This window comes from Prevotella sp. E13-27 (assembly GCF_023217965.1).
In the GTDB taxonomy this organism is placed as follows: Bacteria; Bacteroidota; Bacteroidia; order Bacteroidales; family Bacteroidaceae; genus Prevotella.
The window spans coordinates 680255-703017 of the sequence record NZ_JALPSC010000002.1 but is presented as its reverse complement, the minus strand read 5'-3'; the positions used below and the strand labels follow the sequence as shown (position 1 = coordinate 703017).

16 protein-coding genes are annotated in these 22763 nt (G+C 50.2%); 11 read left to right on the top strand and 5 right to left on the bottom strand.

What is annotated here, in order from left to right:
- Positions 1 to 32 precede the first annotated feature (32 nt).
- Positions 33 to 1190, top strand: a complete 1158-nt coding sequence (gene lysA / locus M1L52_RS11880) for a diaminopimelate decarboxylase (protein WP_248615220.1) — start codon at positions 33 to 35, stop codon at positions 1188 to 1190.
- Positions 1191 to 1306: 116 nt separating this feature from the next.
- Entirely contained in the window at positions 1307 to 1408 is a 102-nt protein-coding gene (locus M1L52_RS11875) for a smalltalk protein (RefSeq protein ID WP_248615219.1), read from the top strand.
- 162 nt (positions 1409 to 1570) lie between these two features.
- Here M1L52_RS11875 and nifJ read toward each other — a convergent pair whose 3' ends face one another.
- From nifJ to ppdK, 4 genes are all read right to left on the bottom strand, one after another.
- Positions 1571 to 5149 (bottom strand): pyruvate:ferredoxin (flavodoxin) oxidoreductase, encoded by a 3579-nt coding sequence (gene nifJ, locus M1L52_RS11870; protein ID WP_248615218.1) that lies wholly within the window; start codon positions 5147 to 5149, stop codon positions 1571 to 1573.
- Between the two features lie 163 nt (positions 5150 to 5312).
- Positions 5313 to 5876, bottom strand: a complete 564-nt coding sequence (locus M1L52_RS11865) for a TlpA family protein disulfide reductase (protein WP_248615217.1) — start codon at positions 5874 to 5876, stop codon at positions 5313 to 5315.
- 177 nt (positions 5877 to 6053) lie between these two features.
- On the bottom strand, positions 6054 to 8525 hold the full coding sequence (locus M1L52_RS11860) for a zinc-dependent metalloprotease (protein WP_248615216.1): 2472 nt from the start codon (positions 8523 to 8525) through the stop codon (positions 6054 to 6056).
- A 115-nt stretch (positions 8526 to 8640) separates the two neighbouring features.
- The gene (gene ppdK, locus M1L52_RS11855) at positions 8641 to 11361 is read right to left on the bottom strand and encodes a pyruvate, phosphate dikinase (RefSeq protein WP_248615215.1); all 2721 of its coding nucleotides are present in this window, start codon (positions 11359 to 11361) and stop codon (positions 8641 to 8643) included.
- Between the two features lie 264 nt (positions 11362 to 11625).
- On the opposite strand from ppdK, the gene lysS reads away from it, so the two are divergent.
- The 9 genes from lysS to M1L52_RS11810 all read left to right on the top strand — a co-directional run bounded on the left by lysS (position 11626) and on the right by M1L52_RS11810 (position 21427).
- Positions 11626 to 13353: a lysine--tRNA ligase gene (gene lysS, locus M1L52_RS11850; RefSeq protein WP_248615214.1), complete on the top strand. Its 1728-nt coding sequence runs from the start codon at positions 11626 to 11628 to the stop codon at positions 13351 to 13353.
- On the top strand, positions 13353 to 14348 hold the full coding sequence (locus M1L52_RS11845; protein ID WP_248615213.1) for an NAD(P)H-dependent glycerol-3-phosphate dehydrogenase: 996 nt from the start codon (positions 13353 to 13355) through the stop codon (positions 14346 to 14348). The genes lysS and M1L52_RS11845 overlap by 1 nt, the downstream gene beginning before the upstream one ends.
- A gap of 6 nt (positions 14349 to 14354) precedes the next feature.
- Positions 14355 to 15416 carry a LacI family DNA-binding transcriptional regulator gene (locus M1L52_RS11840; RefSeq protein WP_248615212.1) on the top strand — a complete coding sequence of 354 codons (1062 nt, stop codon included), beginning with the start codon at positions 14355 to 14357 and terminating at the stop codon, positions 15414 to 15416.
- Positions 15417 to 15472: 56 nt separating this feature from the next.
- Entirely contained in the window at positions 15473 to 16966 is a 1494-nt protein-coding gene (locus tag M1L52_RS11835; RefSeq protein ID WP_248615211.1) for a UxaA family hydrolase, read from the top strand.
- Positions 16967 to 17033: 67 nt separating this feature from the next.
- A complete protein-coding gene (locus tag M1L52_RS11830; RefSeq protein WP_248615210.1) occupies positions 17034 to 18311 on the top strand; it encodes a Na+/H+ antiporter NhaC family protein in 1278 nt (425 codons plus the stop codon).
- Between the two features lie 18 nt (positions 18312 to 18329).
- On the top strand, positions 18330 to 19025 hold the full coding sequence (locus M1L52_RS11825) for a nucleotidyltransferase family protein (RefSeq protein WP_248615209.1): 696 nt from the start codon (positions 18330 to 18332) through the stop codon (positions 19023 to 19025).
- Positions 18968 to 19429, top strand: coding sequence for a hypothetical protein (locus tag M1L52_RS11820; protein ID WP_248615208.1), 462 nt, complete (start codon positions 18968 to 18970; stop codon positions 19427 to 19429). The genes M1L52_RS11825 and M1L52_RS11820 overlap by 58 nt, the downstream gene beginning before the upstream one ends.
- A gap of 736 nt (positions 19430 to 20165) precedes the next feature.
- Complete coding sequence (locus tag M1L52_RS11815; protein WP_248615207.1) at positions 20166 to 20789, top strand: deoxynucleoside kinase; 624 nt, start codon at positions 20166 to 20168, stop codon at positions 20787 to 20789.
- 17 nt (positions 20790 to 20806) lie between these two features.
- Positions 20807 to 21427, top strand: coding sequence for a deoxynucleoside kinase (locus tag M1L52_RS11810; protein ID WP_248615206.1), 621 nt, complete (start codon positions 20807 to 20809; stop codon positions 21425 to 21427).
- Positions 21428 to 21435: 8 nt separating this feature from the next.
- Here M1L52_RS11810 and M1L52_RS11805 read toward each other — a convergent pair whose 3' ends face one another.
- A complete protein-coding gene (locus tag M1L52_RS11805) occupies positions 21436 to 22755 on the bottom strand; it encodes a class I adenylate-forming enzyme family protein (protein WP_248615205.1) in 1320 nt (439 codons plus the stop codon).
- Positions 22756 to 22763: the final 8 nt, after the last annotated feature.

The window sequence follows — 22763 nt, the reverse complement described above, 5'->3', positions numbered from 1 at the left end:
CAAAACTAAATTAGTTAAAAACCCAAATAGATATGAAAGGACAGTTTCCTTTAGAGCGATTCCAGAGCATCAGGACACCGTTCTACTACTATGATGCAGATTTGCTTCGCAAGACTCTGCAGACCATCAACGACGAGGTGGAACGTCATGAAAACTGGCATGTTCACTATGCTGTCAAGGCCAATGCAAATCCCTCGCTGCTGCGCATCATCCGCAATGCAGGTTTTGGTGCCGACTGTGTCAGCGGAGGTGAGATTGAAGCATGCATTCGTGCTGGCTTTCCCGCCTCGAAGATAGTATATGCTGGTGTCGGCAAAAGCGATTGGGAGATAAACCTTGGACTTGACAATAACATCTTCTGCTTCAATGTTGAGAGCATTCCCGAACTGGAAGTCATCAACCAACTGGCACATCAGAAAGGTAAGACTGCTCGCGTAGCCTTCCGTCTGAATCCCAATGTCGGTGCTCATACCCATGCCAATATAACCACGGGCTTGGCTGAGAATAAGTTTGGCATTGCCATGCGTGATATGGTTCCTGTCATAGAACACGCCACCTGTCTTCAGAACATTCAAGTCGTTGGACTCCATTTCCATATTGGTAGCCAGATACTCGACATGAATGACTTCAAGGCACTCTGCAACCGTGTCAACGAGCTTCAGGATGAGCTCGAGCGTCATCGCATCACAGTTGAGCACATAAACGTAGGCGGAGGTCTTGGTGTAGATTACGAGCACCCCAACCGTTTGCCCATAGCCGATTTCAAGTCCTATTTCGACACCTTTGCCCGCACATTAAAGCTGCGTACAGGTCAAAGCCTTCACTTCGAGCTTGGTCGCGCCGTCGTTGCTCAATGTGGTTCTCTCATCACGCGAACATTATATATAAAGGAAGGTGCGTTTAAGAAGTTCTGTATTGTTGATGCTGGCTTTACTGACCTCATCCGTCCTGCTCTCTATCAGGCTTATCACAAGATTGAAAACCTGTCAAGTGATAGCGCCACTGAGTCTTACGATGTTGTTGGTCCAATCTGTGAGTCAACCGATGTATTTGCCAAGCAGATCGACCTTAACGAGACCCATCGTGGCGACCTAATAGCTATACGTTCTGCGGGTGCCTACGGCGAAATCATGGCCTCTGGCTACAACTGCCGTCAGTTGCCCAAAGGTATAACCAGCGACGAACTCTGATTCCAATCAACTATACTCATATAAGTATGGTCAAGGCTTTGAAACCTTGACCATACTTTTATAATATTACTTCTCACCTCGTGGCAGACTCTCTAATTCTTGACAAATAAAAAAATATGAAGAACGAAACGTGGAAATTTATTTTGCAGACAATTGCGGCGATACTTACCGCGATAGCGACAAGCTTGGGAGTGCAGAGTTGCATGACTATGATGTAAAGAAAAGCGGCGCATCCATAATGGACGCGCCGCTCTTTTCTTGTATGGCAGGTGTGTCAGGAGCAAAACTCCTGACCACACTTTTTTCTTAATCTTCCCAGTTATGACTACATCATGACTGCTCGTACGTTCGGTAATGCTCAAGCAAGCTTGGCATTACGCTCACTCAGACCAATCTTCAGCTGCCTTACGGATATAGCTCTTGTAGCGAATCTGAGCCATCTTCTGTGCCTCAGCGAACAGCTCCTCGGCCTCGTTAGGATAAGCCTTCTTCACTGACAGGTAGCGAACCTCGCCCAGCAGGAAGTCGTGGAAGTTAGCCCAGTTCGGCTCCTTAGAGTCGAGGCTGAACGGATTCTTGCCTTCCTCGGCCAGAGCGGGGTTGTAGCGCCACAGGTGCCAGTAACCGCACTCAACAGCCTTCTTCTCCTCAGCCTGGCTCTTACCCATACCGCCCTTGGCCTTCAAGCCGTGGTTGATACAGGGAGCGTAGGCGATGATGATGGAAGGTCCGTGCCAAGCCTCAGCCTCGCGGATAGCCTTGAGGGTCTGTGCGTGGTCGGCGCCCATAGCGATCTGAGCTACGTATACATAACCGTAGGTGGTAGCAATCATACCCAGATCCTTCTTGCGGATGCGCTTACCCTGAGCAGCGAACTGAGCGATAGCACCAAGAGGAGTAGCCTTAGAGGCCTGACCACCGGTGTTAGAATAAACCTCAGTATCGAGCACGAGGATGTTGACGTCCTCACCAGAAGCGATGACGTGGTCGAGACCGCCGTAACCGATATCATAAGAAGCACCGTCGCCACCGATAATCCACTGGCTGCGCTTGACGAGGTAGTGGTCGAGGGTCTGCAGTTCCTTGCAGATTTCGCAACCCTTGGCAGCGCAAGCAGCGATTTCAGCACGCAGCTTCGGAGCAATCTCCTTGGTCTTGTCGGCATCGTCCTTGTTGGCAATCCACTCCTCTGCGAGAGCCTTGTATTCGGGAGTAACATCGCACTTCTCGCAAGCCTCAGCGAGCAGCTTAGCTACGCGCTCCTTCATCTTCTTGTTACCAAGAGCCATACCGAGACCGAACTCGCAGAAGTCCTCGAACAGTGAGTTGTTGAATACAGGACCCTGACCCTTCTCGTTCTTAGTATAAGGTGTAGAAGGAATAGAAGCAGAGTAGATAGAAGAACAACCGGTAGCGTTGGCAATCATCTGACGATCACCGAACAGCTGGCTGATCAGCTTCACATAAGGAGTCTCACCGCAACCAGAGCAAGCGCCAGAGAACTCGAACAGAGGCTGAGCGAACTGTGAGTTCTTAACATTGCTCTTGATGTCAACGAGGTTCTGCTTAGACTTAACATTCTTAACCAGGTACTCCCAGTTCTTAGCCTCCTGAACCATATCGGCAGCATCAGGATTGAATGGAGCCATGGTAAGAGCCTTGCCAGTCTTAGGATTGCCTGGGCAGATATCAGCACAGTTACCGCAACCCAGACAGTCGAGTACTGAAGTCTCGATGCGGAAGTGCATGCCCTTCATAGCGGCAGGAGCCTTCATCTCGAGAGTATCCGCAGCAGCTGCGAAGCCCTTCAGCTCGTTCTCGTCGAGGACGAATGGACGGATAGCAGCGTGAGGACAGATGTAAGCACACTGGTTACACTGGATACAGTTCTCCTTGTTCCAAACGGGAACGAAGGCCTCAACACCACGCTTCTCGTAAGCGGCTGTACCAACCTCCCAAGAACCGTCGACGGTGCCGTGCTTCACGAAGTCAGAAACCTTCAGCAGGTCACCGGCCTGAGCGTTGATAGGACGAACGAGCTCCTTAACGAATGCGGGTGCATCGTCCTGCTTCTCTGCGTCGTCAGCCAGGTTTGCCCACTCAGGCTTAACAGTCAGCTGAACATACTCACCACCACGATCGATAGCGGCATAGTTCTTATCAACAACGTCCTGACCCTTAGCTCCGTAAGACTTCAAGGCAGCAGCCTTCATCTTCTCAACAGCGAGCTCTACGGGGATAACGCCGGTGATACGGAAGAATGCAGACTGGAGGATGGTGTTGGTACGGTTACCCAGACCAATCTCCTGTGCAATCTTAGTAGCGTTGATGGTATAAACAGTGATGTTGTTCTGTGCGAAGTAGCGCTTTACCTTGTTAGGCATGAACTTCTCGAGCTCGTCGGCGTCGAAGATGGTGTTCAGCAGGAACTGACCGTTCTTCTGCAAACCACGTGTAACGTCGTACATGTGGAGGTAAGCCTGAACGTGGCAAGCTACGAAGTTAGGTGTAGTTACCAGATAGGTAGAGCGGATAGGTGTATCACCGAAACGCAGGTGAGAGCAGGTGAAACCTCCCGACTTCTTAGAGTCGTAAGAGAAGTAAGCCTGGCAGTACTTGTCGGTGTTGTCACCAATAATTTTTACGCTGTTCTTGTTAGCACCAACGGTACCATCGGCACCCAGACCATAGAACTTAGCCTGGAACATACCCTTACCACCGAGAGCAATCTCCTCAACCTCAGGCAGAGAGGTAAAGGTCACATCGTCTACGATACCGATAGTGAAGTGGTTCTTGGGCTCGGGCATAGCGAGGTTGTTGAACACGCTGATGATCTGAGCGGGAGTGGTGTCGTGAGAACCAAGACCGTAGCGGCCACCAACGATAACAGGACGATCCTGAACATCGAAGAAGGCATCCTTCACGTCGAGATACAGAGGCTCGCCGTTAGCACCGGGCTCCTTGGTACGATCCAATACGGCAATCTTCTTAACAGTCTTAGGAACGGCTGCCAGCAGGTGCTTCACAGAGAACGGACGATACAAGTGAACAGAAATCATACCAACCTTCTGACCGTTAGCGTTCAGATAGTCGATAGCCTCACGGGCAGCATCGGTAGCAGAACCCATCAGGATAATCATGCGGTCAGCATCCTCAGCTCCGTAGTAAGAGAAGAGGTGATACTCACGACCTGTGATCTTAGAGAGCTCGCCCAGATACTTCTCAACAACCTCGGGCACTGCATCGTAGTAAGGATTGCAAGCCTCACGGTGTGTGAAGAAAGTCTCGGGGTTCTCAGCGGTACCACGAGTGATAGGACGCTCAGGGCTCATAGCACGATCGCGGAAACGCTTGATGTACTCTTCCTTAACAAGAGGACGAACATCCTCCTGGTCGAGCAGTTCAATCTTGTGATACTCGTGAGAGGTGCGGAAACCGTCGAAGAAGTTAACGAAAGGTACACAGGTCTCGAGAGAAGCCAGGTGAGCGGCGGCGGTCATATCCATTACCTCCTGTACAGAGCCCTCGCAGAGCATAGCGAAACCAGTCTGACGGCAAGCCATCACGTCCTGGTGGTCACCGAAGATACAGAGAGAGTGTGAAGCCAGCGTACGGGCAGAAACGTCGAATACGCAAGGAATCAGCTCACCGGCAATCTTGTACATGTTAGGAATCATCAGGAGCAGACCCTGAGAAGCGGTGAATGTAGTGGTGAGGGCACCAGCCTGCAGAGAACCGTGAACAGCACCGGCTGCACCAGCCTCTGACTGCATTTCCTGAACACTGACGGTCTGGCCCCAGAGGTTCTTACGACCACGGGCGGCCCACTCGTCAACATGCTCCGCCATAGGCGAAGACGGGGTGATGGGGTAGATAGCAGCTACCTCCGAGAACATGTAACTCACGTGAGCCGCAGCCTCGTTACCATCACAGGTGATAAATTTCTTTTCTTTAGCCATTTTGTTAAATAAATGTATAAAATGAAAAACCTATATATACCTAGAAATAGTGATTTGTTTTAAAACGCTGCAAAAGTAATAACAATTTTTCGAATTGCAAAGCAGAGATTGCAAAATCTTGCTAAAACGTTTGCATTTTTTTGTCGATATAGGAGAGAATTAGTTATTTATTGAATATTTTTTCTAATTGTTCGTCAAGAGCATAGCCGCGAAGGTCAACAGCAATGATTTTTCCATTCTTGTCGAGAAGTATGTTTGAGGGAATGCTCCTGATGCCGTAGGTTGAAGCCCCTACACTCTTCCACCCTGCCAGGTCGCTAAGATGAATCCACGGCATGTTAAGTTCCTTTATAGCCTCAAGCCACGCTGCCTTGTTGTTATCGAAAGAGATGCCTATAACCTCGAAGCCTTTCTTGTGATATGCCTCGTAGCATCTCACCACGTTGGGCATCTCCCTGCGACAGGGTCCGCACCAGCTTGCCCAGAAGTCTATGAGCACATAGTTGCCCTTGCCACACCACTCGCTCAGTCGGTGTTTGCGCCCATCGGAGCCATTAATCACAAGGTCGGTAAACATCTTGCCTATGGCTTTCGCCTCAGACTGAGGAGCCTGTTCGGTGTTGTTTACTTCCATAAGGGCATCGTTGTTGTTGCTCGAATAAGCCTTGTTTGGCGACAGCGCCAAGAACAAAGCGAATGCTGTTGACAGCAGGATAGTTTTCTTCATTTATCGTAATTTTAATTATTTAGTAGCGTTGCATCGTCGTTATGACTTTACCAATAATTCGGCAAAGATAATCATTTAATTTGAACAAACAAAACAAATGGCAATATAAATAAAAAAGATTGGCACCTCACAAGGAAGCGCCAACCTTTTATTGTTCTAATGGGATGTATTACTATCTTATTTCCACACAAGCTGACGACCTATCTGGTCGTAGATATTTGCATAGTGAGCACGGCTGTCGGCATCGGGAGCAGCTGTTGACGCTGTCTTTGCCTTCTTCTGCAGCTGCTGAAGAGTGTAGAGCACGGCAGGCTGAATCTTATCATTGCCATAGTTAAAGAAGCGTTTCAGATAAGAAAGCATGCTGTTATGCAGAGCCATGCGGTAAGGTGTCACCTTGCTGTTGCTGTCAAGCTCGCTGAACACCAGCTTGCTGAGGTCATTAAGATACTGCTGCGGAGTATAGAGTTCATTGAGCTCCAGCAGACGGCTCATCATTGTTGAGACAGCAGCCTCGCCAATAGATTTCGTCATGGTCTGAGGATCGGTAGTGATGCGCTTTGCATAGTTCACATCACGAAGCCACATGGGCTCGTGCAACAGCTGCTCGTCAAGGAACTTTATGGCTGCCTTCTGCTTGGCCACAGGCTGTGGCTCATAGACGTTGCCTTCCATGCCCTGAGTCTTGACATCTACCAGATAGCCACCGATGTTGCGAGCCACGTGTCCGCAGTAGCGATAAAACTGATTGAGAACCTCACTGTACATTGAAGCTACGTCATTGCCGTAGATGTCCTTCTCGTCATCCTTAGTATATTCAGGCAGCTTCTTTATCAGACGCTTAAGGTTCTCAATGCCATAATAGCTGGCCTTAACAGGGTCGTCGCCAAGGTCTTCAGTCTGACGACGAGGATCTCTGCGCTCCCCTTCTCCATCGCCCCACCACAGACGGCGGTTCTTCAGAGACTCGAGCACCATTGGCTCGAGCATCTTGTGGTCTTGCAGCTCGTCCTTAGCATCGAACATTGGCTTGTAGCCCCATGTGATAGCCCACATGTCATAGTCGCCTATGCGTGGGAAGATGCCGTCGCGACTGATGTTGTCCTCAGGCTGAGCCACATAGTTGAAACGGGCATAGTCCATGATACTTGGTGTGTGACCGTGGGCCTCTACCCATGCCTTGTTACGAAGGCTGTCAACAGGCACGGTGCTTGAGCTTCCGAAGTTGTGACGCAGACCGAGAGTATGGCCCACCTCGTGAGAGCTAACGAAACGGATGAGCTGTCCCATAAGTTCCTCATCGTAGTTCATCTTCTGTGCTGCCTCGTCGATAGAGCTTGCCTGAACCATATACCAGTCGTGAACCAGCGACATAACGTTGTGGTACCAGCAGATGTGGCTCTCGATAATCTCACCTGTACGAGGGTCGTGAACATTTGGTCCATAGGCGTTAGCTATTGGGCTTGCCAGATAGCGAATACAGCTGAAGCGTGCATCCTCCATGCTCATGGTGCTGTCGTTCTCAGGCCATTCGCGAGCCTGGATGGCGTTCTTGAAGCCAGCCTTCTCGAAAGCCTTCTGCCAGTCTTCCACACCCATGATGAGATATTTGCGCCACTGCTTTGGTGTTGCAGGGTCAATGTAATAGACAATTGGCTTCTGTGGCTCAACGAGCTCGCCGTTGCGCATCTTCTCCACATCCTCTGGACGTGGCTCCAGACGCCAGCGAGTGATGAACGTCTTGCTCTCTACGCGCTGCTGGTCGTCAGTATAGCTGTTGAAACGGTCCACGAAGAAGCCTACGCGAGGGTCATAATATCTGCGCATCATTGGCTTCTCAGGCAGCAGCACAAAGCTAACGTTGAGTCCGAAGGTCACCTTACCTGTATATGACGATGAAGGCAGCGAACGACTGTTTGAGGCATAGGTCTTAACAGTGCGCACCTCGGTGTTCATTGGGAACGACTTGATATCCTCGATATAGCTCATGTCGCCCAGCATTCCCTGCAGTTCAAACTGTCTCTTCACATACTGAGGCAGAGCGATAGCAGGATTGTCCTGATTGAAGAACGAGTTTACCTTAATCTTATATATGCTGTCTTTATGACTCTCAATCTTGAATGAGGCAATGATAGGATTCTCATTGCTGATGGTGATGGCACGACTAATCTTATCTACGCTGTCGGCTACATTAATAATAAGGTTTGCACGCAGGAGGAGCTGGTCGTCAACACCCTTCTGGAAATAAACAGTCTGTTCGTTCACCTGCTCACCACCGAAAATGCCGCTCTGAGCCGGTGTGCTGGTGAATCGTGTGGTTGTGAGGAACTGACGTCCGATAAGACTGTCGGGAATCTGGAAGAACCAGTCGTTTTTAACCTTGGTCACATGGAAGAGACCCTTGCGGTCAACATCTGGCTTCTCAACCTTTGGAGCAGCTTTGGGCTGTGCCTTTTTCTTCTTGAAAAGGCTGAAATACTTCGGCTCCTTTTTCTTCTCAGCCTTCTTCTCGTCTTTCTTGTCAGACTTCTTTTCAGCCTTCTGTTCAGTCTTTGCTTTCTCTTTCTTCTCTTTTTTCTCTTTTGCTCCAGCGGGGCTTGTAGTAAGCAATGCCGCTGCTACCAAGATACCTAGATACTTAATGTTCATGGTTGTCTAATTATTGTTTAAAATGAATTCTTTATGGTAAAATCCAAAAAGTGAGCGTAACTTACTATTACGCATAGAGTTACGCTCACTATTTCATTCATATGGAATAATCTTCTTACTCCTCAACAGCAGCCTGTGCGGCAGCCAGACGTGCGATGGGCACGCGGAATGGAGAACAAGAAGCGTAGTTCATGCCAATCTTAGCGCAGAACTTAACTGAGCTGGGCTCACCACCGTGCTCACCGCAGATACCGCAACGCAGCTCTGGACGAACCTCGCGACCGGCCTTAACGGCGTACTTAATGAGCTTACCAACACCCTTCTGGTCGAGTACCTGGAATGGGTCAACCTTCAGGATCTTCTTGTCGAGATATACAGGCAGGAACGATGCGATATCGTCACGGCTGTAACCGAATGTCATCTGTGTCAGGTCGTTAGTACCGAATGAGAAGTACTGAGCCTCTGTAGCGATGCGGTCAGCAGTCAGGGCAGCACGTGGAATCTCAATCATTGTACCAATCTCGAACTCTACCTCGATGCCCTCAGCTGCGAATACCTCCTTAGCTGTGCTCTGGATAACTTCCTTCTGCTGCTTCAGCTCATAGAGAGTACCAATCAGAGGAACCATGATTTCTGGCATTGGGTTCTTGCCTTCCTTCTTCAGTTCGCAAGCAGCACCGAGGATGGCGCGTGTCTGCATAGCTGTGATCTCAGGGAAGGTGATGCCCAGACGGCAACCGCGGTGACCAAGCATTGGGTTGTTCTCAGCAAGAGAAGCTACGCGGCGCTGGATGGTCTCCAGGCTGACGCCCATCTCCTTGGCCATGGTCTCCTGACCAGCCAGATCGTGGGGAACGAACTCGTGGAGAGGGGGATCGAGCAGACGGATGTTCACGGGCAGACCGTCCATAGCCTCGAGGATGCCCTTGAAGTCGGCCTTCTGATAAGGCAGCAGCTTAGCAAGAGCCTTCTCACGTCCAGCGAGGCTGTCAGAGAGAATCATCTCACGCATAGCAATAATCTTCTTATCCTCGAAGAACATGTGCTCAGTACGTGTCAGACCGATACCCTTAGCACCGAAAGCGCGAGCTACCTGTGCATCGTGTGGAGTATCAGCATTGGTGCGAACCTGCAGCTTGGTGTACTTGTCGCAGAGGTCCATGAGCTCCTTGAAGTCGCCTGAAAGCTCAGCAGCCTTTGTTGGAACTTCGCCTGCATAAACCTGACCTGTTGTACCGTTCAGAGAGATGTAGTCACCCTCCTTATATACAACGCCGTCAATCTCAACAGTCTTGTCCTTGTAGCTAACGTTGAGTGAGCCTACGCCAGAAACGCAGCACTTACCCATACCACGAGCAACAACGGCAGCGTGAGAAGTCATACCGCCACGTGCTGTGAGGATGCCTTCTGCAGAAGCCATACCAGCGAGGTCCTCAGGTGAGGTTTCAATACGAACGAGCACCACCTTGTGACCATCGTTGTGCCAAGCCTCTGCGTCGTCAGCGTGGAACACGATCTGACCACAGGCAGCACCGGGAGATGCGGGCAGACCCTGAGCGATGACCTTGGCCTTTGACAGGGCCTTCTTGTCGAATACGGGGTGCAGCAACTCGTCGAGCTTGTTGGGCTCGCAGCGCAGGATAGCAGTCTTCTCATCAATCTTACCCTCGTGGAGCAGGTCGATGGCAATCTTAACCATAGCAGCACCTGTGCGCTTACCGTTACGTGTCTGGAGGAACCAGAGCTTGCCCTCCTGAACGGTGAACTCCATATCCTGCATGTCACGATAGTGCTCCTCGAGCTTCTCCTGAATGCCGTTCAGCTGAGCATAGATCTCAGGCATTGCCTCTTCCATAGAAGGATACTTAGCAACGCGCTCTTCCTCGCTGATGCCGGCACGCTCAGCCCAACGCTGAGAACCGATCTTTGTAATCTGCTGAGGTGTGCGGATACCTGCAACAACGTCCTCACCCTGTGCATTTACAAGGTACTCACCGTTGAAGAGGTTCTCACCATTAGCAGCATCACGGCTGAAGCATACGCCAGTAGCAGAGGTGTCACCCATGTTACCGAATACCATTGCCATAACTGATACGGCTGTACCCCACTCGTCAGGTATTCCTTCCATCTTACGATAGAGGATAGCGCGCTCGTTCATCCAAGAACGGAACACAGCGCAGATAGCGCCCCACAGCTGCTCGATTGGATCGTTGGGGAAGTCCTTGCCTGTGCGCTCCTTGATGGCAGCCTTGAACAGAACAACGAGCTTCTTCAACTCATCAACGCTGAGGTCCTTATCCAGCTTAACGCCGCGCTCAGCCTTAACCTTCTCGATAATCTCCTCAAATGGGTCGATGTCGGTCTTGTTAACGGGCTTCATTTCGAGAACCACGTCACCGTACATCTGAACGAAACGACGGTAAGAGTCGTAAACGAAGTGAGGATTGTTGGTCTTCTTTGCCATTCCCTCTGCAACCTCGTCGTTAAGACCAAGGTTCAGAATGGTATCCATCATACCAGGCATAGAAGCGCGGGCACCTGAACGTACGCTGACGAGCAGAGGATTGGCAGCATCGCCAAACTTGCAGTTCATCAGACCCTCGATGTGCTTTACAGCTGCCATCACGTCGTCGTTCAGCAGCTCCATAATCTTCTGCTGACCTACCTGATAGTATTCATTACAGCAATCTGTTGTGATTGTGAAACCTGGAGGAACGGGAACACCGATGTGATTCATTTCCGCAAGGTTAGCACCCTTGCCACCGAGTTCCTCACGCATTTTTGCATTACCTTCAGCCTTACCGTTGCCGAACAGGTAAACTCTCTTTTGACTCATAAAAAAATAGTATTTACGATTAACAATAAATTAGTTATAATTTTAGTTCTTAATTTCAAATGTTGCAAAGTTAGTTTGTTTTCGGCACATTTACAAGAAAAATGTGAAAAATTTATCACAGAAAATATGCATTTTTCGTTTTTTAACCTCTTTAAAGTACTTAGGAGGTATGTTTAATTCAAAAATTTGAAAAAAATTTGGCATTTTACCATAATTAAACTAACTTTGCAAACAAATTACATATATTTATTATTAAAAAGGAACATGAACGTATTAGAATTAAGCGAACAAGAGATTTTACGCAGACAATCACTTGACGAGTTGCGCAATATGGGCATTGACCCATATCCTGCAGCAGAATATCCCACGAATGCATTTTCTACTGAAATAAGAGATAACTTCCAGGACGATGCAGAGCCACGTGAGGTATGCATTGCAGGCCGTATGATGAGCCGCCGTGTCATGGGTAAGGCTTCATTCGTTGAGTTGCAGGACTCAAAGGGTCGTATTCAGGTTTACATCACTCGCGACGATATCTGTCCTGAAGAGAACAAGGACCTTTATAATGTAGTATTCAAGAAGCTGATGGACATTGGCGACTTCATTGGCGTGAAAGGTTTCGTGTTCCGCACTCAGACTGGCGAGATTTCCGTTCATGCAAAGGAGCTCTCACTTCTTTCCAAATCGCTGAAGCCACTGCCTATCGTGAAATACAAGGATGGTGTTGCCTACGACAAGTTCGACGATCCTGAGCTGCGTTACCGCCAGCGCTATGTTGACCTTGTGGTTAACGATGGTGTGAAAGACACCTTCCTGCAGCGTGCAACAGTAATTCGCACACTTCGCCGTGTGCTCGACGAGGCTGGCTACACAGAGGTGGAGACCCCTACCCTTCAGTCTATCGCCGGCGGTGCAAGTGCGCGTCCGTTTATGACCCACTTCAATGCCCTTAATCAAGATATGTTCATGCGCATAGCAACAGAGCTGTATCTGAAGCGTCTTATCGTAGGCGGATTCGAGGGTGTCTATGAGATTGGCAAGAACTTCCGCAACGAAGGCATGGACCGCAACCACAACCCAGAGTTCACCTGTATGGAGCTTTACGTTCAGTACAAGGACTACAACTGGATGATGTCGTTCACCGAGAAGCTTCTTGAGACCATCTGTATTGCTGTCAACGGCAAGCCCGAGCGCGAGATTGACGGAAAGATAGTGTCGTTCAAGGCTCCCTATCGCCGTCTGCCTATCCTCGACGCCATCAAGGAGAAGACCGGCTTCGACTGCAACGGCAAGAGCGAGGAAGAGATTCGTGCGTTCTGCAAGGAGAAGGGCATGGAGGTTGACGAGACCATGGGCAAGGGTAAGCTCATCGACGAGCTGTTCGGAGAGTTCTGCGAAGGCACATTCATACAGCCTACATTCATCACCGACTATCCTGTAGAGATGTCGCCACTGACAAAGATGCACCGTTCGAAGCCCGGACTGACAGAGCGTTTCGAGCTGATGGTAAACGGCAAGGAGCTTGCCAACGCTTACTCAGAGCTCAACGACCCTATTGATCAGGAAGAGCGCTTCAAGGAGCAGATGCGACTTGCCGACAAGGGCGACGACGAAGCAATGATTATCGACCAGGACTTCCTGCGCGCACTTCAGTACGGCATGCCTCCAACATCAGGCATAGGCATCGGCATAGACCGTCTGGTCATGCTCATGACAGGCAAGACATATATTCAGGAAGTACTCTTCTTCCCACAGATGAAGCCCGAGAAGAAAGCTCCTCAGAGCTCTGTTCAGGAGTGGGCCGAAGTGGGAGTAGCCGAAGACTGGGTCTATGTGTTGCGCAAGGCAGGCTTCCACCTCATTCAGGACATAAAGGATGAAAAGGCTCAGGGTCTTCAGCAGAAGATTGGTGAGATAGTAAAGAAATTCAAGCTCGAGCTACAGAAGCCTTCAGTAGAGGAAGTTCAGAATTGGATTGACAAAGCACAATAATGTATAATTGCGGAAAGATAGCCATCATTGGCGGAGGTAGCTGGGCTACAGCCATTGCCAAGATTGTGGTGGGACACACCCACCACATAGGATGGTATATGAGGCGAGATGACCAGATAGAAGAGTTTCGTCGCATGGGTCACAATCCGAGCTATTTGACGAGCGTTCACTTCAACACCGACGAGATATTCTTTGACAGCGACCTGAACAGGATAGTACAGATCTATGACACTCTGGTGTTCGTAGTGCCGTCGCCCTATCTGAAGAATCATCTCAAGCGTCTGAAGAGCCGTCTAAAGGACAAGTTCGTCATAACAGCCATCAAGGGCATCGTTCCTGACGAGAACCTGGTCTGCTCGGAGTATTTCCACCAGATGTTCGACATCCCCTACGAGAACCTTGCCTGTCTTGGCGGTCCCTCCCATGCTGAGGAGGTGGCACTCGAGCGTCTCAGCTATCTCACTGTAGGCTGTGCCGATCAGGAGAAAGCCCAGGCTTTTGCCGATGTGCTCACAAGCAACTTCATCAAGACAAAGACATCTACCGACGTTATCGGAATAGAATACTCTTCCGTCCTGAAAAATGTTTATGCCATCGCGGCAGGCATCTGCTCCGGCCTTAAGTTCGGAGACAACTTCCAGGCTGTCCTCATGGCCAACGCCGTTCAGGAGATGGACCGCTTCCTGCGTACCGTCTATCCCATCGAGCGCAACGTCTATGACTCCGTATATCTTGGCGACCTGCTTGTGACGGGCTATTCCAATTTCTCGCGCAACCGCGTTTTCGGCACGATGATTGGCAAAGGCTACTCTGTCAAGTCTGCACAGATGGAGATGGAGATGATAGCCGAGGGCTACTTCGGAACGAAATGCATGAAAGACATCAACAAGCATCATCATGTGAACATGCCAATACTCGACGCTGTGTATAACATCCTATACGAGCGCATCGCTCCCAAGGTGGAGATAAAGCTATTGACTGATTCATTCAGATAAAACTATATGGCAACAGATAAAATTCGTATTAAAGACATTGCAGAGCGTGCCGGAGTCAGCGTAGGCACCGTTGACCGTGTGCTCCACGAGCGTCCTAACGTTTCGAAAGTGGCACGCGAGAAGGTTGAAAAGGCACTTGAGGAGATGGACTATCAGCCCAATATGTATGCTTCAGCCTTAGCCTACAACAAGAATTACGATTTTTATATGATTCTCCCAAGCCACGAGAACGTGGCTTACTGGGACGAGGTGGAAGACGGGGCCAAAGATGCCACAGAGCGTCGTCGCGACTTCGGAGTGTCGCTTCACAAACTCTATTACGAGCGTTTCGACACCGCCAGCTTCGCCAAGTGCGCCAAGGACTGCCTGAAGGAAAAGCCCGATGGCATCATCGTGGTGCCATCTACTCTTGAAGCCACACGCCAGTTCACTGACAAGCTCCACGAGAAAGGCATTCCCTTCATTCTTCTCGACTCCTACATGCCCGACCTGAAGCCGCTTGCGTTCTATGGTCAGGACTCTTTCCAAAGTGGCTATTTCGCAGCCCGCATGCTCATGCTCATTGCCTCGAAAGAGAAAGAGATAATGCTCATGAAGCTGCTCAAGGACGGCAAGGTGGGTTCGAAACAGCAGATGAACCGCGAGACAGGCTTCCGCCACTACATGATTGACCACTTCCCTGATGTCAAGATAGTAGAAGTGGACCTGCCCTGGGACAAGCCCGAGACCTATGACGGACTGCTGGAGCACTTCTTCAAGCATCATCCTCAGGTGCATCACTGCATCACCTTCAACTCAAAGGCTCATATCGTGGGCGAGTTCCTTCAGCGAAGCAACCGCCGCGACGTGCAGATCATGGGCTATGACATGGTGCCGAAGAATGCCGAGTGTGTGCGCAACGGAAGCATCTCCTTCCTTCTGGCTCAGCACGCTTTCCTACAGGGCTTCGCCTGCGTCTGGACGCTTTTCGACTGCATAGTCATGAAGAAAGAGATTTCACCTGTGAACTACATGCCCATCGAGCTCCTCACCAAGGAGAACATACAGTTCTACAGAAGAACGAACTGATAGTTGAGCACAGTTATATTCATCAGACTAACAAACTAAAACAAATACATAATAAAATGGAGACAACATTTTTGAAAATCAATCCTGCCGACTCGGTTGTAGTATGTCTGGCAGACAAGAAAAAGGGAGATGTCATCATCGTTGACGGCAATAAAATAATACTTGCCGAGGATGTGCCTTCTGGTCATAAAGTGCTACTTAAAGACGTTAAGGAAGGCGAAGACATCATCAAATACGGTTACCCCATCGGCCATGCCCGTCGCGACATCAAAGCAGGAGAATGGATAAACGAGAACAACCTAAAGACCAATCTGTCAGGTACACTCGAATACACATACAACCCTGTAAACGAGAAACTTAGCATCAAATTTGAGAATAGAACCTTCAAGGGCTACACTCGTAAGAACGGTGATGTTGGCGTTCGCAACGAGATATGGATTGTGCCTACCGTGGGCTGTGTCAACGGCATTGCCGAGCGCCTTGCCACACAGCTGCGCCAGGAGACTGGCTGCAAGGGAATAGACAGCATCTATGCCTGGCATCACAACTACGGCTGTTCACAGCTTTCCGGCGACCACGAGAACACCCGTAAGATTCTGCGCGACATAGTCCTTCATCCCAACGCTGGTGCTGTGCTCGTGCTAAGCTTAGGTTGCGAGAACAACCAGCCCGACCAGTTCATGGAGATGCTTGGCGACTACGACAAGAGCCGCATCCGTCTGCTCGTTACACAGAAGGTTGATGGCGACGAGGTAGAAGCAGGAATGGCTATTCTTCGCGAGCTCTACGCCATAGCCAAGGAAGACAAGCGTACCGATGTGCCTGTTTCCAAGCTGCGTGTAGGCTTGAAATGTGGCGGTAGCGACGGCTTCAGCGGCATCACCGCCAACCCACTCGTTGGCGAGTTCAGCGACTGGCTCGTGGCTCAGGGCGGCACAAGCGTGCTCACCGAGGTGCCCGAGATGTTTGGCGCTGAGACCATACTCATGAACCGTTGTGAGACACCTGAGCTCTTCCAGAAGACAGTCTCGCTCATCAATAACTTCAAGGAGTATTTCCTGTCCCACGGCGAGCCTGTAGGCGAGAATCCGTCGCCAGGCAACAAGGCTGGCGGCATCTCTACACTAGAGGACAAGGCTCTTGGCTGCACCCAGAAGTGCGGCCGTGCTCCTGTAAGTGGCGTCATGGAATATGGCGTCCGTCTTGAGAACACAGGACTGAACCTCCTCTCTGCTCCAGGCAATGACCTCGTAGCATCCACAGCACTCGCTTCATGCGGATGCCACATCGTGCTCTTCACAACTGGTCGTGGCACACCTTTCGGAACCTTCGTTCCAACGATGAAGATTGCCACCAACCCATCGCTTGCAGCACGCAAGCCCAACTGGGTGGACTTCTCAGCTGGTCAGCTTATCGAGGGCAGGACTATGGAGGAGCTCGTTCCTGAGTTCATAGACAAGGTGCTCGCCGTTGCCAGTGGCGAGAAAGCCCGCAACGAGGAGAACGACTATCGCGAGATCTCTATCTTCAAGAATGGTGTGACGCTTTAGAGGTGAGAGGTGAGAGGTGAGAGGTTAGAGGTGAGAGGTTAGAGGTGAGAAGTGAGAGGTTAGTGAAATGAAACTGAAAAGCGGACTATTGGCCATATCGCCATTGATAGTTTTCGTAACCATCTATTTAGTCACGAGCATCATAGCTCGTGACTTCTATAAGGTGCCTATCACTGTCGCTTTCCTTTCCTCGAGCATCTATGCTATAGCCATCACCCGTGGCAAGCTCCGTCGCCGACTAAATGTCTTCAGCCGCGGAGCAGGCACACCCGAGATGATGCTCATGGTGTGGATATTCGTGCTTGCAGGAGCCTTCGCCTCCTCAGCCAAAGCCATGGGAGCCATCGACGCCACCGTCAGCCTCACGCTCTCTCTCCTACCCTCACAGATGCTTCTTGCAGGACTGTTCCTTGCCGCCTGTTTCATCTCTCTCAGCATAGGCACGAGCGTGGGCACCATCGTTGCCCTCATGCCCATAGCTGCTGGCGTGGCCACCCAGACAGGCTATTCGTCGGCCATGCTCGCTGCTGTCGTAGTGGGCGGCTCGTTCTTTGGCGACAACCTGTCGTTCATCAGCGACACCACCATCATTGCCACACAGACGCAGGGCTGCAAGACCAGCGACAAGTTCCGCGTTAACTCGTTCATAGTCTTCCCCGCAGCCATACTCATACTCTTTGTCTATGTCTTCTTAGGCCGCGACATCTCCATACCTACCGCCATCGGCGACGTGGATTTCTGGAAGGTGCTCCCATATATCGTTGTACTCCTGACAGCCATCATGAGCCTTAACGTTATGGCGGTGCTCACCTTAGGCATAGCGTTGACAGGCATCATCGGCATGATGACAGGAGCCTTCGACCTCTACGGATGGTTCGATGCCATGGGCAAGGGAATCATCAGCATGGGCGAGCTCATCATCATAACGCTCCTTGCAGGCGGACTTCTTGAGGTTATCAAGCATAACGGCGGAATAGAGTACATCATCTCGCTTATGACACGCCACATCCACGGCAAGCGCGGTGCCGAACTAAGCATCGCGGCACTCGTAAGCGTTGTCAATGTCTGTACTGCTAACAACACCGTTGCCATCATTACCGTAGGAAGCATAGCCAAGAACATTGGCGAGCGTTTCCAGCTCGACCCGCGAAAGTGTGCGTCGCTTCTCGACACCTCGTCGTGCTTCACCCAGGGACTCCTGCCCTATGGAGCCCAGATACTCATGGCAGCAGGCCTCGCATCTATAGACCCCATTGCCATCATACCCTATCTCTACTATCCGTTTGCCACAGGCATGGCAGCACTCCTTTCCATATTCCTGCGCTATCCCAAACGTTATTCATAAACAAAGCCCATTACACCCATGAACATCATCGCACGCAATTATTTCCGCCTGTTACGCTCAGGAGCATTCAATGAAGATGTTGAAATAGAGCCCATGTCCTTCTGGAAGTGGAAGCGGCTTTACCAATATGCGTGCCTTCATGGCATTCATGGCGTAATGTACGACGGCATTGAGAAGTGTCGCAGCCAGTTCTTCATGCAGCTGCCCGATGACCTCATTGCCATATGGGAAGAGAGCGTAGCCACGCTCGAAGAAGAAAACGCAGGTGAGGAAGCCACCATGCAGAACCTGTATCAGCTCTTTAGCCGCCAGCAGCTGCGTCCGGTGCTGTTTGGCAATCGTCTCTGGGCAGAGAACTATCCCGCTTCGTCACACAGACAAAACATGAAGATAGAGTTGTTCTTCCCCTTTCAGACACAGTTCGACAAGTCAATAGAATGGGCAAAGGCTAATGGTCAGAACGCCACAACCCTTGCCAACGGAGCCTTCGCCTACGAGTATAACGACCTTCGTGTTGAGCACCACCACCGTCTTCATGTACTCACCAACAAATATCTGAACTACAGACTCAATAACATCGTTGAGCGTGAGTTCCGCGCGAGAACAAGCCCACCCTTCTCAACGACGGCACAGAGACCATATCTAAGAGCCTGTCCATGCTTCTCATCTTCCTGCGATTCTCCTTCCACATGCTCAACAACGGCATCTCGCTGAAGCATCTGTGCGATCTCGGCATCTTCCTTCGCGTGGCAGGCAACGATGTAGATTATGTGAAGCTGCAAGGCTGGCTATACACTCTTCAGCTCAAGTCCATAGCCAACATTGCAGGCGCCCTTCTTGTCAATCTGTTCGACTTCAGCTACGACGAGCTGCCCTTCGTAACCTCAACCACAACTAATGTAAAGCCGATACTCAGCGAGCTGTTCAACTTCCAGGGTGCCGACAAGAACAGCTGGTATTTCAAGCAGGGCAAGGACATCTTCGTACATGCCAACAACACGTCGGCCATGATGTGGCATGTACGTCAGTCAGGCAAGTATTTCCGCTACTATCCCTCTGAGAGCATCACAAACTTCCTTTCATCCTTCGCCCGTTCGCTCTCTCAGATAGAAGAGTAATTCCTACATCCACACAGGTTCTAGCTACCACGTCAGCAACTATGCCAACAGCATGGTCAACGAACTGCTATGGGCATTAGAAGGCCTGGTAGAGGAATGAGAACAGTCTGCGGTTACAGTTACAGAAGTTACAGTTAAAATAAAAGGGGTGTACATCTCCTTTGAGACATTTGCAAACGCTTGTAACTTATTGATATATATATAGTTATATATATTATATATATAATATAAAGGAAATGACACCCACTCAAAAAACAACTGTAACTACTGTAACTGTAACCGCAATCACATAACACTTCATCTAAAAAGCTAATAATCAATGAATTACGATATTTATAGTCACAACTCTCCAGCGATGCCAAAGCCTGGAAAAGGTACAGAAATAGTAAAATTACGACTCTCACAGGTGTCAAAAGACATGCACGAACCCCTCGTTCCGATGCTTTTCCCCTCATTTTGCGCACACAACTGCGACACAAAATTTCAACACCATGACACATTTGGAAGGAAAAATATGGCAAAATGACACATCTCGTATCAAATTTGGCTAACAACAAGGGCTAAATATGAGTAAAAATACAAAAGCGTTTGGTCTAAACGCTCCAAGCAATCTTACTAAACGCTCCGAGCGTTCTTATTAAACGGTTACCGTCTCTCTATCTTTTTTCATGCGCCCTCTAACATTAAGCGGAAATAATTTGCCAGAATGAAAGAATGTTTGTAATTTTGCAACACTATGCAACATATAGCGATAGCAGGAAATATAGGAAGCGGGAAATCGACACTCACGCGGATGCTTGCCAAACACTACGGATGGGAGGCACGCTTCGAGGCTGTGGAACAGAACCCCTATCTCGACGACTACTATAAGGATATACACCGATGGTCGTTCAACCTCGAGGTGTTCTTCCTGAAAGAGCGGTTCCGCGACCTTATAGACATTCACAATGCCGACCACACCATTGTTCAGGACCGCACGATATACGAGGGCGTCTATGTGTTCATGGAGAACAACAAGGCGATGGGCAACCTCAGCGACCGCGACTACGAGACATACATGGAGCTGTTTGAACAGATGATGGAGGTGGTGACGCTGCCCGACCTCATGATTTATCTAAGGGCATCGGTGCCACACCTCGTGGGAAACATTCAGAAGCGCGGACGCGACTATGAACAGCAGATGCAGCTGGACTATCTGGAGAACCTGAACAAGCGCTACGACGACTTTATATTCAACAAGTACAAGGGACCGGTCGTAGTGGTGGACAAGGACGAGCTGGACTTCGAACACAACCCGAAAGACTTCGCAAAGATAATAGACAGCATAGACCAGAGGCTCTTCGGACTATTTACTAACTGACAAAACAACTAAGAATTATGCATATAGCCGTAGCAGGAAACATTGGCAGCGGAAAGACCACGCTGACAAAGATGCTGGCCCACCGATATGGATGGACGCCGCGTTTCGAACCCGTTGACAACAACCCCTACCTGAGTGACTTCTATGCCGACATGAAGCGCTGGTCGTTTAACCTGCAGATATACTTCCTGAACAAGCGATTCAAGGAGGTGGTGGAGATTTCACGTTCAGAGGAGACGATTATCCAGGACAGGACAATCTTCGAGGATGCGCGTATCTTTGCGCCAAACCTGCACGGACAGGGACTGATGAGCGACCGCGACTTCCAGAACTACAGCGACCTGTTCGACCTGATGATATCGCTGGTGAAGCTGCCCGACCTCATGATATATATACGCTCGAGCATACCCACGCTGGTGGCACAGATTCAGAAGCGCGGACGCGAGTATGAGCAGACCATGAGACTGGACTACCTGAAAGGCTTGGAACAAAGATACGAGGACTGGATTAGCACCTACAAGGGACAGCTAATCGTGATTGACGGCGACCACTGTAAGTTTGGCGACAATGCAGAGGACTTCATGCAGGTCACCGACATGATTGACGCCAAACTCTTCGGTCTCTTCCCGATGGAGTGATTCAAGATTTACAGGTGATAGGCTTTGCGGTCGAGCTTTCCGTTATAGGTGCGCTTGACCTCGGTGACCTGCTCGTAAAGCCGTGGCACCTTGTAACTCTCTAAATGAGTGTTGATATACTGAGCAAGCTCGCGCTTGGCAACCGTAGTATCAGGAGCTACCTGATAAAGAAGCTTTAAAGCGTTGCCAAACATGGGGTTGCTAACACAGATACATATACAGTCTTTGATGCCAGGGAACGACAGAGCCACATCTTCAACCTCTGTCGGAGCAACCTTGTAGCCACCAATATTTATGACATCATCCTTGCGACCAGAAAGAAAGAGCATGCCCTCGGCACTTATCTCGCCATTGTCGGCAGTAAAGACGGTGTCGTCGTGGAGCACTTCGCGTGTCTTCTCCTCATCGCCTACATAGCCAGTCATGAGTGTAGGGCCCTGACAAGCCACGCGTCCGTCATCGCTGATGAACACGCGCGAATGGCGCATGGGACGGCCTAAGCAGCCAGGAGTGCACACGCCATCGTTGAAGTTATAGGTACAGATGATGCCTGTCTCAGTAGAGGCGTAGGTGTTATAGAGACGGCTCTTGGGCAGGGTGTCGCAGAGCAGGCGCTGGTCAGACGGAGGCAGCGGTGCTCCACCCATCTCAACAAAATCAATCTTATCGACATACTGACGCAGGCGCTTCTCGCCAAACTGTAAGAGCATGCGCACGCTGGCAGGCACCATGAACGTAGCAATCTTCTGGCAGGGATAGTCGAAGGCACGAAACAGCTCCTCCATGTTCTTCATGCCCTCAAGCAGATAGAGCGTGCCGCCAAGGAGGATGATGGGATATATCTTTGACAGGCTGCCGATATGGTTAAGGGGGCCACAGATGATGAACACAAGGTCGTGGGAGAACAGCTGTCCGTCAATGAGATTTTCAGCATCGGCAACGATAGTGCGATGGCTAATCATGACACCCTTGGAGCGGCCTGTAGTGCCCGTAGTGAAGAGAATGTCGGCAGTACCTTCAGGAATGGTGGCGCCGTCAACGAGCCGGCAGATGTCATGGAAACGCTCCTCGGGCACATCGCACTCCAAAGGCACGGCTACTGCACCGAGAATATGTATGGCGAAATAATGTACGAGGAAGTCTATGTCCTGAGAGGCACGGAACACTACGGCCTGACCAGCCTGAACGCCATTGGCACGCAACGTCTCGACGTGCTGCCCCACCCTCTGATAAAGGGCGGCATAGGACAGTTCCTCACCATTGCAAACGACTGCCGTCTTGTCGGCATAGAGCTCGGCATCGCGACGCAGATAATCTTCGAGAATCATCTCTTGAG

Excerpts from the sequence above, each read along its gene's own strand:
- lysA (WP_248615220.1), top strand. The coding sequence starts at position 33 with ATGAAAGGACAGTTTCCTTTAGAGCGATTCCAGAGCATCAGGACACCG.
- M1L52_RS11875 (WP_248615219.1), top strand. The coding sequence starts at position 1,307 with ATGAAGAACGAAACGTGGAAATTTATTTTGCAGACAATTGCGGCGATA.
- nifJ (WP_248615218.1), bottom strand. The coding sequence starts at position 5,149 with ATGGCTAAAGAAAAGAAATTTATCACCTGTGATGGTAACGAGGCTGCG.
- M1L52_RS11865 (WP_248615217.1), bottom strand. The coding sequence starts at position 5,876 with ATGAAGAAAACTATCCTGCTGTCAACAGCATTCGCTTTGTTCTTGGCG.
- M1L52_RS11860 (WP_248615216.1), bottom strand. The coding sequence starts at position 8,525 with ATGAACATTAAGTATCTAGGTATCTTGGTAGCAGCGGCATTGCTTACT.
- ppdK (WP_248615215.1), bottom strand. The coding sequence starts at position 11,361 with ATGAGTCAAAAGAGAGTTTACCTGTTCGGCAACGGTAAGGCTGAAGGT.
- lysS (WP_248615214.1), top strand. The coding sequence starts at position 11,626 with ATGAACGTATTAGAATTAAGCGAACAAGAGATTTTACGCAGACAATCA.
- M1L52_RS11845 (WP_248615213.1), top strand. The coding sequence starts at position 13,353 with ATGTATAATTGCGGAAAGATAGCCATCATTGGCGGAGGTAGCTGGGCT.
- M1L52_RS11840 (WP_248615212.1), top strand. The coding sequence starts at position 14,355 with ATGGCAACAGATAAAATTCGTATTAAAGACATTGCAGAGCGTGCCGGA.
- M1L52_RS11835 (WP_248615211.1), top strand. The coding sequence starts at position 15,473 with ATGGAGACAACATTTTTGAAAATCAATCCTGCCGACTCGGTTGTAGTA.
- M1L52_RS11830 (WP_248615210.1), top strand. The coding sequence starts at position 17,034 with ATGAAACTGAAAAGCGGACTATTGGCCATATCGCCATTGATAGTTTTC.
- M1L52_RS11825 (WP_248615209.1), top strand. The coding sequence starts at position 18,330 with ATGAACATCATCGCACGCAATTATTTCCGCCTGTTACGCTCAGGAGCA.
- M1L52_RS11820 (WP_248615208.1), top strand. The coding sequence starts at position 18,968 with ATGCTTCTCATCTTCCTGCGATTCTCCTTCCACATGCTCAACAACGGC.
- M1L52_RS11815 (WP_248615207.1), top strand. The coding sequence starts at position 20,166 with ATGCAACATATAGCGATAGCAGGAAATATAGGAAGCGGGAAATCGACA.
- M1L52_RS11810 (WP_248615206.1), top strand. The coding sequence starts at position 20,807 with ATGCATATAGCCGTAGCAGGAAACATTGGCAGCGGAAAGACCACGCTG.
- M1L52_RS11805 (WP_248615205.1), bottom strand. The coding sequence starts at position 22,755 with ATGATTCTCGAAGATTATCTGCGTCGCGATGCCGAGCTCTATGCCGAC.